The sequence below is a fragment of the Nocardia sp. NPDC127606 genome (assembly GCF_042671725.1).
GTDB lineage: Bacteria > Actinomycetota > Actinomycetes > Mycobacteriales > Mycobacteriaceae > Nocardia.
Genome location: NZ_JBHXWQ010000015.1, coordinates 1 through 13,059 on the forward strand (window position 1 = coordinate 1; position 13,059 = coordinate 13,059).

Sequence of the window (13,059 nt, forward strand, 5' to 3'; positions counted from 1 at the left end):
CAGTCAGGCGCTCATCGTACTACCTCGTGTCTCGGCCGCTGGGCGGCTGAGTCGGTGTCCGTGTCGCTCTGACTCGAATAAAGTTACGTGCCGACAATTGCAATGTCAAATCCCCTAGTCAGGGGATATTTTCGCAGTGTTCATGTATGAAAGTGCGCATGGCGGAGGAACATAGCGGGAAGCGCCGGCGGTTGCGTCGTATCGCGAGAGCCGGACTTGTCGTGGCGGGTGGGCTGGTGTTGGTGACGGCTGGGGCGAACATCGCTATGTGGACTTTGTCGTCCGGCCATAGAAGTGATGTGGCGACCGCACCCAGCGCACCCGTCGTGATCATCCCGGGTGCCAAGGTCGGGCCGGACGGAACTCCGATGGCCTACCTACGGGGACGCCTCGATGTGGCGATCGAGTTGGTCGAAGCGGGCAAGGCCAAGGAGATTCTGTTGTCCGGGGATGCCGGCGGCTCGTCAGGTGATGAGATCGCGTCGATGACGCGCTATCTCCTCGACCACGGCATCGACCCGGCCATCGTCCGATCCGATCGTGCCGGGCTTTCCACCCGGGAGACCTGCGAACGGGCGAAGTCGCTGTTCGGCATCGACCGGGCCATCATCGTGAGCCAGTACCAACATCTCCCCCGCGCGGTCGCGCTGTGCCGGGCCGCGGGCATCGAGGCCGACGGGGTGGTCGCCTATTGCGAGTGCAGGCAGGTCACCGAGGTACGCAACAACGTTCGTGAATGGCTTGCAGCGCCGAAGGCCATGGCGGAGATGCTTCTGCGCTGACAGCTCGCCGGGAGCGCAGAGAAGCGATGAATTGCCGCCACCTCGCGGGCCGTGCCGACCGCCGCTCGGGAGGCGCTGTGACCAGATGTGGGGACACCAGCGCGTAAGGCGGTCCTGCCAAGAGGTTGCGGCACCCCTGTCGAATCTGTTCGCGGATGGTGGTCGGGTCGGCGAACTCCAGGTACTCCGACAACACCTCGAACTCCCTGGCCAGGTCTTCCATATCCGGTGCGGGTGGGTCCGGGTATCCGGCGAGCTCCCGGAGCTGCCCGGTGATCCCACCCAAGTGGTCGGCCGGCGCGGCATCATCAGCCAGCAGGGCAGTCGCGTGAGCTCGTGCCAGCCCGACCCGGACGTCGACTTCCCGCGCCCTCCAGTCGTGCACCAGCCCGAGCTCGGCCATCGCGGTGCGGAACAGTTCGGGAGCTGCGCCGCAGTCCGTTCGGTGCAGACAGGCGAGCTCGACCAGTGCCGGACTGTCGAGTCCACGAGCGAGCGCCTCGGCGGCGGCCATCGACAGGTCCGCGCCGTTGAGCTCACCGAGCACGAATCGGTCTGCGGCGTGGGCCAAGTCGTTCATGGTCTCAGCGTGCGCGGCGCGAGGTTGATGGGTCAAAGGGTTTTCCCGGGCCGTTGTGGGCGGCGAGGTGCTTGCCGCGACGGCGGGACCAGCGCCGATGTTCTCGCCACGGCAGACGCGAGGGCCGGGGTGGCGTGCTGGAGGAATCCGGATCGCGTACCGTGATCGGGGTTGTCTGCAATGATCGCCGACCGGATTGGGGTGCATCGTGGGCGGTTCCGAGCACGCCGCGCGGCTCGTGCGTTTCTGGCAGACCGTCGAGTTGTTCGGTCCGCAGCTGGTGCCCGACGTCGAGACCGACGGACTGGTGGTCGATCTCGCGCCGGATGACCGCGCGCCGTGGGAAGACCTCGCCGCGCTGCCCGCGTTGAAAACCGGGCGGGTGTGGCAGTTCGTCGTGTACGGCGGATTGTTCGAGGTGGGGCGCGCGCGGGAAGCGCTGGTGCGGACATTCGGCGAGGACCAGCTGGAGGCCGACGCCCGACGGGCCGGGACCACAGCGGCTTTCGCGGTGACGTTGACCGACAGCGGAGTGGTTGTCGAAGGCTCGGCGACATTGTCCGGGTTGGCGTGGGCCGTGAACCGGCTGCGCGCGCCAGGACCCGACGACATCGGCTGGGCCGACGGGTTCGACCATGACTCGGCGGCGTTCACCGCCGCGCTCGACACGCTGACGCGAGAAACCCACCCCGATGCCGAACAGATGGGTCCGGCGCCGCGCTGGCGTGCGCTGGACGTGGCAGGCCGCGGGGTAGCGGCTTCGGTGATCGCGGCAGGAGCCGATGGCGTCATCTCCCCGGGGCTCGCCGGGATGTCGGCGTTGGCCTTCGCTGAACGGTTCGCTGTCCAGCCCGACGACGACATCGTCGAGGCGCCCCGGCTGACCGGCCGCGACCTGCAAACCTTCACCGGTGAACTGTGTGCCGCGTTGGGCATTCGATCGGAATTGCGGGCCGGCGGTGTCCGGGTGGCGTGCGTCCAGGTCGCGGCGCGTGACGCCGACAGTGATGCCGCCGTGGATCGCCTGAACAGCGGGTTCGGCACGGATCTCGCCGAGCTCGCGAAGGCGGTCGAGCGCGGCGATATCGGTGCGGCGCTGCGTGATTACCTCGCGGCGGCGGAGTCGCTGCCGCTCGATGACCGGATCGATGTCCGTCGACGCCAGGACGCGGTCGTCGAGGGCCTACTCCCCCACCTCATTCCGGACGGACGCTGGCCGGGTGATCCGCTGGTATCCGGACAGCAGTTCGCCGTCGATCGCGCGCTGTCCGAATTGCGCGACGATGCGGGCATCTTCGCGGTGCACGGCGCGCCGGGCACCGGGACGACGACGATGCTGCGAGACCTGCTGGCCGGGATTCTGGTCGAGCGGGCCGCGCAGCTGGCGGCGTTCGATGATCCGATGGCGGTGTTCGCCGGGATCACCGAGCAGGTGCAGGTGGCGAAGAACTACACGGTGGGCGCGCATCGATTGGCGAACTGCGTCACCGGGTTCGAAGTGGTGCTGGCGACCGGCAGCGATGCCACCGCGGCCGATGTGGTCGCCGAGATCCAGCACCGCGACGCGATCGATGGCGAGCTCAATCACTTCACCGACCTGGCCGAACTCGTCGGCGGAGCCCCGGCGTGGGGACTGGTCGCCGCGGCCCTTGGCGGAACGCGACGCACGTTCGCCGAACAGTTCTGGTTCGGGGATCGGTTCGCGACCGAGCGGAAGACCGGCACACCGAACGGCGGGATGCTCGACATCCTCAAGCAGGCCGAGGCCGACCCGGATTCCATTCCCGACTGGCCGACCGCGGTGCGGGATTTCACCACTCGCCGCGCCGAGGTGCGCAGGCTCGCGCAAGCGCGCCAGAACGTCGCCGACGCGGTCGCCGAGCTGCCGACCATGAACGCGGGGTTGCAGTCGGCGGCGGCCGAGATCGCCAACGCCGATGACGCGCACGCGCATTGGCGCGAACGTCATCAGCTGGCCACCGAGCATCTGCGGACCGCGCAGGCCGCGCACCACCGGGCGGGCAAGTTCCTCAGCGAGCACGGTGGGCAGAAGCCGGGGTTCGTGGCGTCGCTCTCGACGGGATTCCGGGCGGGACGGCGGTGGAGCGCGCGCAGCAACGAGTTGCTGCGCGAACGACATATCGCCGAGGCGGATATGCGGCGACGTCAGACCGAGGTCGAGTACACGCGGGAGCAGTGGGCGCAGGCGGCCGAGCACGGACGCACGCTGATTCGCGAGCACGTGGAGTTGACGGAGCGACGGGCGGCGGCGCTGGATGTTATCGAGCGGGGACGCGAGAACTGGTCGCGCACAATCCCGTTCGGTGATGTGGCGGGTGACGACGAGCAGTTCCAGCTGTGCAATCCGTGGGCGGACGAGCAGTACGCGAGCGCACGGCGTGAACTGTTCCTGTCGGCGTTGAAGTTGCATCGAGCGTTCTTGCTCAACGCGGCCCCACGGATTCGCGACAATCTCATCGTCGCCATCGCGTTGATCCGTGGTGAGCTCGCGGTTGAGCCGAAGCCGGAAACCGTTGCGGCGGCGTGGCAGACACTGTTCTTCGCGGTGCCCATGATCACGACGACCTTCACCGCGCTGCCTCGGTTGTTCGCCGGGTTGGGGTCGCAGGCCCTCGGGTGGTTGTTCGTCGACGATGCCGGGCAGGCTGCGCCGCAGTCGGTGGCCGGTGGGTTGTGGCGGGCTCGGCGAGCGGTGATCGTCGGTGATCATCGCCAGCTGGGACCTGTTGGTGTGCTGCCCACTTCGGCGCAGGAAGCATTCGTGCAGCAGTACGGGCTCGACGCGGAGTGGATGCCGGATCAGGCCTCGGCGCGCCAGGCGGCTGACCGTGGGGTGCGGTTCGGGACCTGGCTGATGCCCTCCGATTCGATCGCGCCGGTATGGGTCGGCGCACCGTTGCGGGTCCATCGGCGCAGTGACAGGCAGATTTTCGAGCTCACGCATCACATTGCCTATGACGATGATCTGCTGGTGTTCGCCACCCCGGATCGGCCGGAGTTCCCCGGGCACGATCGGTGGATCGATGTCAGATCTGCACGGGCCGAAGGTAATTGGATTCCCGGTGAGGGCGAAGCGCTCGCCGCGCTGCTCGCGCGGCTGACCGAGGACGGAGTGGCGGCGGCCGATATCCGGGTGGTCAGCCCGTTCCGTGATGTCGCCTTCGGTGCGCAGGAGATCGCGCGTGAGGTACTCGGTGCGGAGTTCGCGCAGCGGCAGGTGGGCACTGTCCATGCGATGCACGGCAATTCGGCCGAGGTCGTGGTGCTGATACTGGGGACATCGCCCGCCGCCGGCGGGTCGCGACGGTGGGCGGCGACGAATCCGAATGTGCTCAACACGGCGGTGTCGCGGGCTCGGCGGCGGGTTTACGTCATCGGTAACTACCGATTGTGGAGCAGCCAGCGCTATTTCGACGATCTCGCCAGGCGCTGGACGGTCGAGACCGAACTGCTCGCCGATCAGACCGTGAGCCGGTAGAAACGCCAGAATCCGAAGTCCTCGATCGGGAGGATGTCCACGGCGGTGAAACCTGCCTGCTCGGCATACTCCCCCAGTTTCGCCGTGCGCATGACGGTGCCGGTGCCCGCGGAGTCGGGATGCGCCATGCCGTCGGGCAGGCAGACCAGCAGGCTGAACCCGTACATCAGGCGGTCGATATCGCTCGCCGGCGCGGTGAATTCCGGCGCGACGGCCTCATCCATGATGATCACCGCGCCGCCTGGGCGCAGGGCTTTGCGCATCGAGGTCAGTACCTCGACGGGGTGTGGCATGTCGTGCAGGCACTCGAACGCGAACAGCGCGTCGTAGGCGGATTCGGGGAGGTCGGTGGCGGCATCGGCGTGGTGGAAGCGGACGCGATCGCCGAGATCGGTGGCGTTTTCTGCGGCCATCCGCACCGAGGGCTGGTCGATGTCGTAGCCGTCGACAGTCAGCTCGGGGTAGGCGCGGGCAAGGGCGATCGCGGACCAGCCACCGCCTGAGCCGATGTCGGCTGCCTTGGCATCGGGGCGCGACAGCAGCGCGTGGATGTCGGCGACCCCAGCCAAGTCTGTCGCGAGACGTTGTTCGAACCAGGGGCGGTTCATGTCCGACTGGGATTCGCGCATGTCGGCGCCGTACTCGGACCAACCGACGCCGCCGCCGTCGCGGTAAGCGCGCACGAGCGCGGGCATCTGGGCGGCGGCACCGGCCAGCATACGAGCCAGTGGCGCAAGGTAATTGAGACTGTTCGGGTCGGTGAGAACCTCGGCAGCACCGGCGGGCAGTACGAACCGCCCGTCCGCGGCCACCGTCAGAATCTCGGTCGCCGCCTGCTGCTCGAGCCACTCCTGCGCGTACCGGCGGTCCCCACCCGCCCGCGCGACCAACTCACCCGCATCCGCGGGCCCACCCTCGACCAACGCCCGATACCAGCCCAGCCGATCCCCGAGATGCACCGCCAGAATATCGATAGCCCCGAGCGCGGCCCCGAACAACCGCTCGGCGAACTGCTCACCGGACTGCTCCACTGCGCTCACCAGTCGTCCTCCTGTTGATGCGATACGGATCCACGCCGACCCGCTGATACGGATTACGGGTCGGTCGGCCGAAAGGTTCAGCAGCAGGTCAGGGTGGCTACGGAGAATCGAACAGGAGGCTGCCTGATTCGACGGTGGTGCCGATGGTGTCGGTGTAGACGGAGTCTTTCGCCGAGTCCATGACTACGACGGGGCAGATGACCGAGTAGCCGGTGGCGGCGGTTTTCGTCGGGTCGAAGGTGACGATGGGGGCGCCGGCTTCTACGGTGTCGCCTTCGGTGGCGAGGAGTTCGAAGCCTTCACCTTTGAGTTTCACGGTGTCGATGCCCAGGTGAACCAGGACGCCGACGCCGTGGCCGAGGATGACGAAGGCGTGAGGGTGGAGTTTGAGGATCTTGCCCGCGATGGGGGCCGTCACCATCAGGGTGCCGCGGGTGCGGTCGGGGTCGAGCGCGACGCCGGAGCCGACGATCTGTTCGGCGAAGACCTGATCGGGGACCTCGGACAGGGCCACGACCTTGCCGGGCAGCGGAGCGATGACCGGGATGCTCACAGAATGTCCTCGATGTCGTCGGCCAGGGTGTCGGCTTCGGGGCCGACGACGACCTGCACGACGGTGCCCGACTTGAGGACACCGTGGGCGCCCGCGGCCTTGAGCGCGGCCTCGTCGACCAAGCTGCCGTCCTTCACCTCGGTGCGCAACCGGGTGATGCAGGCCTCGATCTCAACGATATTGTCCGCGCCGCCCAAGCCCTGGACGATCGCTTCCGCTTTGGACATATGTTCTCCCTTTCGGCGGTGGTTGCCAGTACCAGTATGGGAGTCTCGAATGTGCGCCACATCATATTCAGCGGTTGACATCCGACCTCCACCTGGTCAAACTGGCAACTGGTTATGACCGGACAGTACCCGTCAGGTACACCGGTTCACAACAGTTAACCCGGATCGGCGGGCAAGCCGGTCCTCCCTCGCCGAGACCGCCGGAGAGCCGGCACGAAGAAGGTCGACATGACTGCCGTTACCGACACACCCAAACAAGAATCGAAGGTGTTCGCGGGATTGCAGCGCCTCGGTCGCAGCCTCATGCTGCCGATCGCGGTGCTCCCCGCGGCAGGCATTCTGCTGCGCGTCGGCCAGGACGATCTCCTCGGCCGCTTCTCCGCGCTGGAGAGCACCGCCTCGGTCATCTCGGCAGCCGGACAGGCCGTGTTCACCTGGCTGCCGCTGATCTTCGCCGTCGGTATCGCCATCGGCTGGGCGAAGAAGGCCGACGGGTCGACGGCACTGGCCGCGGTGGTCGGCTACATGGTGATCAACGGCGTGTTCGAAGCGATGTCACCGATCGTGCTCGAAGGGAAAACCGACCCGAAGGGCGCGCAGGCGCTGATCAACTACGGCGTTCTCGCCGGCATCGTGATGGGTCTGCTGTCGGCGATGCTGTGGCAGCGGTTCTATCGCACGAAGCTGCCCGATTTCCTCGGCTTCTTCAACGGCAGGCGGCTGGTGCCGATCCTGACCGCGTTCACCGGCCTCGTCGTCGGCGTCGGCATGGCGTTCCTCTACCCGGCCTTCAACTCCGCGCTCACCTGGGTGGGTGAGACCGTCGCGGACAACTCGGTCGTCGGTGGCGGCATCTACGGCGCGGCGAACCGCCTGCTCATCCCGACCGGTCTGCACCACATCCTGAACTCCACGGTCTGGTTCCTCGTCGGCGATTACACCGACGCCTCCGGCCAGCTCGTGCGCGGTGACCTCAACCGCTTCTTCGCCGGTGATCCGAACGCGGGCACGTTCATGACGGGCTTCTTCCCGATCATGATGTTCGCGCTTCCCGCTGCCGCGCTGGCCATTTGGCGCAACGCGCGTCCGTCGCAGAAGAAGCTGGTCGGCGGCATCATGCTCTCCACCGGTCTGACCGCGTTCGTCACCGGCATCACCGAGCCGCTGGAGTTCTCGTTCATGTTCGTGGCGTGGCCGCTGTATGTGGTGCACGCGATCTTGACGGGCACGTCGATGGCGCTGGTGAACGCGCTCGGTATCCACGACGGATTCACGTTCTCCGCGGGTGCGATCGACTACCTGCTGAACTTCGGCAAGGCCACCAACGCCTGGATGCTGATCCCGATCGGGCTCGGCTACGCGGTGATCTACTACGTGCTCTTCAGCTTCGTGATCAAGAAGTGGAACCTGCGCACGCCGGGTCGCGAGGCGGAAACCGATGTCGAAGCGGGTGTGCCCGACGCGGCCCTGGTCGAAGCGGAGACCGCCCAGACGGCCACGGGCGATACTCGAACCGACGCACCCTCGGTCGCCGAAGTCGAAACGAAGCTGGACAAGAAACTGGAAGGTGAGTGAGGCAATGAGCACCCGCACCGTCATCGTCGGATCCGAGGTAGGCCTGCACGCGCGGCCCGCCGCGAAACTCACGCAGGCCGTGCAGGCCGCGGGGGTGCCGGTGCGAATTTCGCTGGGAGGTGGCGAACCGGTCGACGCGGCCAGCGTGCTCGCGGTGATGACGCTGGGCGCGGGACACGGGGCCGAGGTGACCCTGCACGCCGAGGGCGCCGATGCGGTGTTGGACCAGTTGGCCGAACTCATCGCCTCGGATCTGGACGCCGCCTGATGCCGGAACAGGTGATCCGTGGACTCGGAGTGAGCCCGGGCGTGGTGTGCGCGCCGTGGTTGCGGTTCGGATCGCAGCTCGAGACGTCGGCGCAGGATCCCGTCGGCGGCTCGGTTGCCGACGAGCTCGCACGGGTCAAGGACGCGCTCGGTGGCGTGTCCGACGAGATGACCGCCAGGGCCGCGCGAGTGAGTGGTGTCGCGGCCGAGATCCTTTCGATGTCGGCGACGATGGCCCGTGATCCGGGCATCGTCGCCGCCACGGAGAAGGAGCTCGCCGCCGGGATGCCGACGGCGCACGCGGTGCACCTGGCGTTCGAGGGATTCTGCGCCAAGCTGGAAGCGCTCGGCGGGTACATGGCCGAGCGGGCGACCGATCTGCGCGATATCGGCGGGCGGACCGTCGCGGTGCTGCTCGGGCTGCCGATGCCGGGCATTCCGGAGCCCGGGTATCCATTCGTGCTGGTCGCACGGGATCTCGCACCTGCCGATACGGCGATGCTGGGTGACAGTGATGTGGTCGGGTTGCTCACCACCGAGGGCGGGCCGACCAGCCACACCGCGATTCTCGCGAAGTCCCTCGCGTTGCCCGCGGTGGTGAACTGTCCGGATACCGATCGGCTCGTCGACGGTGTGCCGGTGCTGCTCGACGGCGCCACCGGTGAGGTCGTGATCGATCCGAGTCCCGAGCATCAGCAGACAGCTCTCGAACAGGCAGCGGCGGACAAGGCGCGGATCGCGGCGGCCAGCGGGCCGGGACATACCGCTGATGGGACGCCGGTGCATCTGCTGGTGAACATCGGCACCGTCGACGACGCGGCGAAGGCCGGGCCCGTCGACAGTGAGGGGGTTGGCCTGTTCCGCACCGAGTTCATGTATCTCGGAAAGACTTCCGCGCCGTCGCTGGAGGAGCAGACCGCTTCGTACACAGCGGTTCTCGAACAGTTCGCCGGTCGACGAGTCGTAGTGCGGACACTCGATGCCGGGTCGGACAAACCGCTGCCGTTTCTCGATCTCGGCACCGAGGAGAACCCCGCGCTCGGTGTGCGCGGGCTGCGGATCGGCACGGTGTTTCCGGAAACTCTGGCCACACAGCTCACGGCACTCGCCCGTGCGGGCGAGGCCACCGGGGCCGATCTGTGGGTGATGGCGCCCATGGTCGCCACCGCGGACGAGGCTGCCGGATTCGCCGCGCTGGCAAGGGAATCCGGACTGACCAAGGTCGGGGCGATGATCGAGATCCCGGCGGCCGCGTTGCGCGCCGCTGATCTGCTCGCGCATCTCGACTTCGTCAGCATCGGAACCAACGACCTGAGCCAGTACACGTGCGCGGTGGATCGAATGGCGGGCGGGCTCGCGCAGCTGCTCGATCCATGGCAGCCCGCGGTGCTCGATCTGATCGCGATGGTCGGTGCGGCAGGCGCGGCGGCGGGTAAGTCGGTCGGGGTGTGCGGTGAGGCGGCGTCGGATCCGACGTTGGCGCCGGTGCTGGTGGGCCTGGGCGTGACGAGTTTGTCGATGTCGGTGCCCGCGTTGCCCGGGGTGCGGGCAGCGTTGGCCGCGGTGGATGTGCAGCAGTGCCAGGACGCGGCCGATGCGGCGCGTGCGGCGCGCAATCCACAGGTGGGGCGGGCGGCGGTCGCGGCGATCATCGGGCGGGCGTGAAAAGGGTTGTTGTGCACGCGGTCCGGCCGTCGGTCGGATCGCGATGCGGTGTCCGGCGGCGGTCCTCGATCGCTGAGGTGGAAGCCGTATCAGGTTGTTCAGGTGTTGGGGCCGACCACGGCTCCGGTGATGGGGAAGGTTCGTGGTGACGGGAATCGTGCGCGGTCGTCTCGTCGGGACGGTCGAGGGTGACATCGCCGATGGCGTCGTCGAATTCGCGGACGGGCTGATCACCTGGGTCGGCGATGTGGCGAGTCATCCTGCACCCGATCGGCTTCCAGCATCCAGTGACGATCTGGTGCTTCCGGGATTGATCGATCTGCACTGTCACGGTGGGGCCGGGTTCGGGTTTCCCAATGCTGATGCGGACGGCGCTCGGGTCGCGGCGGCGCATCATCGGGCGCACGGCACCACCGGGTTGATGGGGAGCTTGGTGTCGGATCAGCCGGAGGTGCTGGTCGCGCAGGCGGCGATGTTGGCCGATCTTGTCGAGGACGGGGCTTTGCTCGGGGTGCATCTCGAGGGCCCGTTCATCAATGCGATCCGGTGTGGGGCGCAGGATCCCGCGGCGATCATTCCCGGTGATCCCGCGTTGTTCGAGCGGCTCTACGCGGCCGCGCGCGGCACGGTGCGGTCGATGACAGTGGCTCCCGAGACCGCGCATTTCGATGAACTGCTGGCCGCGATGCGCCGGCATGATGTGCTGCCCAGCCTCGGGCACACCGATGCCGATGCCGCGACCACCGCGGCGCGCATCGCCGAGGCCAGTGGTGGCCCCGTGACAGCTACGCACCTGTTCAACGGCATGCCCGCGCTGCATCACCGCTCCCCCGGGCCGGTCGCCGCCTGTCTGGCCGCGGCCGGGCGAGGCGAGATGGTGGTCGAATTGATCGCTGACGGTGTGCATTTGGCGCCGGAGACGGTGACGATGGTGTTCGATACCGTCGGCCCGGATCAGATCGCGCTGGTGTCCGATGCGATGGCGGCGGCGGGCATGAGCGACGGCGACTATCGGCTGGGCGCCCTCGATGTTCAGGTGCACGACGGCGTTGCCCGGCTGGCCACCGATGGCGATTCGCTCGGGGCGATCGCGGGCGGCACGGCACGGCTCGTCGATGTGCTGCGCTGGACCGTCGATGTCGCGGGCATACCGCTGTCCGACGCGGTCGTCTCCGCGACTCGAACCCCTGCTCGTGTCCTCGGTCTCGAGGACGAACGCGGCAGTCTCACCGTCGGTGCGCGTGCCGACATTCTTGTCACCGACCAGTCATTGCGGCCGCGGCGCGTGCTCGTCGCCGGAACGGAAGGAATCTGATGGAGATCGTGATCCGGGCTGACGAAAACGAAGTGGCGAGTACGGTCGCCGATATCGTCGGCGGTTATGTGCAGGGCGGTAACGCGATCCTCGGCTTGGCTACGGGGTCGTCGCCGCTGGGGAGCTATCAGGAGCTGGCGCGGCGGTACCGCGAGGGCGAGCTGGACTTCACCACCGCCAGCGCCTTCCTGCTCGACGAATACGTGGGTTTGCCGAAAGATCATCCCCAGTCATATTTTTCGGTGATCCGGTCGGAGTTCGTCGACCATGTGAACCTGGATCCCGCGCGGGTGCTGAGCCCGAACGGTGAGGCGGGTGATGTCGCGGGCGAGGGCCGCCGGTATGACGCGGCCATCGCCGCCGCGGGTGGGGTCGACGTGCAGTTGCTGGGGATCGGCACCGACGGGCACATCGGGTTCAACGAGCCCGGGTCGGCGCTGACCTCGCGCACGCGGGTGAAGACGCTGACCGAACAGACGCGTAAGGACAACGCGCGCTTTTTCGACGGGCCGGAGGATGTGCCGCATCACGTGCTCACCCAGGGCCTCGGCACCATCAACGAGGCGGGACACCTGGTGATGATCGCGCTCGGCGCGGGGAAGGCCGATGCGATCGCCGCCGCCGCCGAAGGACCGTTGTCGGCGTTCTGCCCGGCCTCGGTCATGCAGTGGCATCCCCATGTCACGGTGGTGATCGACGAGGCCGCGGCGAGCAAATTGAAGTTGGCGGACTACTACAAGTACGCGCTGGCCAACAAGCCCGCCTGGCAGTCGTTCTGACGTGACCGCCCTCGAGTTCGCGGTGCAGGACGCGGCAGGCGCGCTCGGCGCTCGCCGCGTCGGGGCGGATCGGGTGGAATTGTGCGCGGCGCTGGGCAGTACGGGTGGGCTCACGCCCAGTATCGGAACGATCGAGGCTGTGGTGGAAACCGGGATTCCCGTCCACGTGCTGATCCGGTGCCGGGCCGGGGGCTTCGTCTACGCCGATGCCGATGAACTGGCGGTGATGAACGCTGATGCGCGAGCGGCGATTTCGGCTGGTGCCGCCGGGCTGGTGATCGGTGCGCTCACCCCTGACCACCAGGTCGACGTCGAAGGGTTGCGCCGTGTTCTCGATGACGTTCCTGTCGAAAGCATAGAGCTGACCTTTCACCGTGGGATAGATCAGATCCGCGACCGCGAGACCGCGCTGGACACCCTGATCGCCGGTGGCATGACCAGGGTTCTCACCTCAGGTGGAGCGGCCGCTTGCGCCGCGGGACTCGAGGAACTCGCCGCGATGGTCGTGCACGCGGCAGGCCGCATCCAGGTCATGGCGGGTGGCGGGATCACCGTCGACGATATTCCGGCACTACACCGGGCAGGCGTCGACGCGATCCACCTCTCGGCCCGACGTGTCATCGCTGACGACGGCGGCCCGGGCGGAGGTGGCAGGTCCGGCCATGAGCAACTGGACGAGGAGCTCGCCGCCGCCGCGGCCGCTCAACTGGCGGCCACGGACCGGTCAGCCGGCCGCGGACACCCGACAGCCTGAATCGGGCGCGCCATCGAGTGGCC

Annotated in this window: 12 protein-coding genes; 8 read left to right on the forward strand and 4 right to left on the reverse strand. The window is 67.6% G+C overall.

Annotated features, from left to right (window positions below):
* The first annotated feature begins 146 nt into the window (after positions 1 to 146).
* Entirely contained in the window at positions 147 to 782 is a 636-nt protein-coding gene (locus tag ACFVJ5_RS35205) for a vancomycin high temperature exclusion protein (RefSeq protein WP_379226986.1), read from the forward strand.
* On the opposite strand, the gene ACFVJ5_RS35210 is transcribed toward ACFVJ5_RS35205, so the two are convergent.
* On the reverse strand, positions 709 to 1,362 hold the full coding sequence (locus tag ACFVJ5_RS35210; RefSeq protein WP_379226988.1) for a hypothetical protein: 654 nt from the start codon (positions 1,360 to 1,362) through the stop codon (positions 709 to 711). The genes ACFVJ5_RS35205 and ACFVJ5_RS35210 overlap by 74 nt on opposite strands.
* 208 nt (positions 1,363 to 1,570) lie before the next feature.
* Between ACFVJ5_RS35210 and ACFVJ5_RS35215 the strand changes: the two genes are divergently transcribed.
* Positions 1,571 to 4,861: a DEAD/DEAH box helicase gene (locus ACFVJ5_RS35215; RefSeq protein ID WP_379226990.1), complete on the forward strand. Its 3,291-nt coding sequence runs from the start codon at positions 1,571 to 1,573 to the stop codon at positions 4,859 to 4,861.
* Here the strand turns inward: ACFVJ5_RS35215 and ACFVJ5_RS35220 are convergent.
* The 3 genes from ACFVJ5_RS35220 to ACFVJ5_RS35230 form a co-directional block, all read right to left on the reverse strand.
* Positions 4,843 to 5,901: a class I SAM-dependent methyltransferase gene (locus ACFVJ5_RS35220; protein WP_379226992.1), complete on the reverse strand. Its 1,059-nt coding sequence runs from the start codon at positions 5,899 to 5,901 to the stop codon at positions 4,843 to 4,845. The genes ACFVJ5_RS35215 and ACFVJ5_RS35220 overlap by 19 nt on opposite strands.
* Positions 5,902 to 5,998: 97 nt before the next feature.
* On the reverse strand, positions 5,999 to 6,454 hold the full coding sequence (locus ACFVJ5_RS35225; protein ID WP_379226994.1) for a PTS glucose transporter subunit IIA: 456 nt from the start codon (positions 6,452 to 6,454) through the stop codon (positions 5,999 to 6,001).
* Entirely contained in the window at positions 6,451 to 6,681 is a 231-nt protein-coding gene (locus ACFVJ5_RS35230) for a PTS glucose/sucrose transporter subunit IIB (protein WP_358072659.1), read from the reverse strand. The genes ACFVJ5_RS35225 and ACFVJ5_RS35230 overlap by 4 nt, the downstream gene beginning before the upstream one ends.
* Positions 6,682 to 6,909: 228 nt before the next feature.
* Here ACFVJ5_RS35230 and ACFVJ5_RS35235 point away from each other — a divergent pair, with 228 nt between their 5' ends.
* From ACFVJ5_RS35235 to ACFVJ5_RS35260, 6 genes are all read left to right on the forward strand, one after another.
* Positions 6,910 to 8,256, forward strand: coding sequence for a PTS transporter subunit EIIC (locus ACFVJ5_RS35235; RefSeq protein WP_379226996.1), 1,347 nt, complete (start codon positions 6,910 to 6,912; stop codon positions 8,254 to 8,256).
* 4 nt (positions 8,257 to 8,260) lie between these two features.
* Positions 8,261 to 8,524: an HPr family phosphocarrier protein gene (locus ACFVJ5_RS35240; RefSeq protein WP_378663552.1), complete on the forward strand. Its 264-nt coding sequence runs from the start codon at positions 8,261 to 8,263 to the stop codon at positions 8,522 to 8,524.
* Entirely contained in the window at positions 8,524 to 10,188 is a 1,665-nt protein-coding gene (gene ptsP / locus ACFVJ5_RS35245; protein ID WP_379226998.1) for a phosphoenolpyruvate--protein phosphotransferase, read from the forward strand. The genes ACFVJ5_RS35240 and ptsP overlap by 1 nt, the downstream gene beginning before the upstream one ends.
* 145 nt (positions 10,189 to 10,333) lie before the next feature.
* A complete protein-coding gene (locus ACFVJ5_RS35250; RefSeq protein WP_379227054.1) occupies positions 10,334 to 11,503 on the forward strand; it encodes an N-acetylglucosamine-6-phosphate deacetylase in 1,170 nt (389 codons plus the stop codon).
* Entirely contained in the window at positions 11,503 to 12,282 is a 780-nt protein-coding gene (nagB, locus tag ACFVJ5_RS35255) for a glucosamine-6-phosphate deaminase (RefSeq protein WP_379227000.1), read from the forward strand. The genes ACFVJ5_RS35250 and nagB overlap by 1 nt, the downstream gene beginning before the upstream one ends.
* Position 12,283: 1 nt before the next feature.
* Positions 12,284 to 13,036: a copper homeostasis protein CutC gene (locus ACFVJ5_RS35260; RefSeq protein ID WP_379227002.1), complete on the forward strand. Its 753-nt coding sequence runs from the start codon at positions 12,284 to 12,286 to the stop codon at positions 13,034 to 13,036.
* The last annotated feature ends 23 nt before the right edge of the window (positions 13,037 to 13,059 follow it).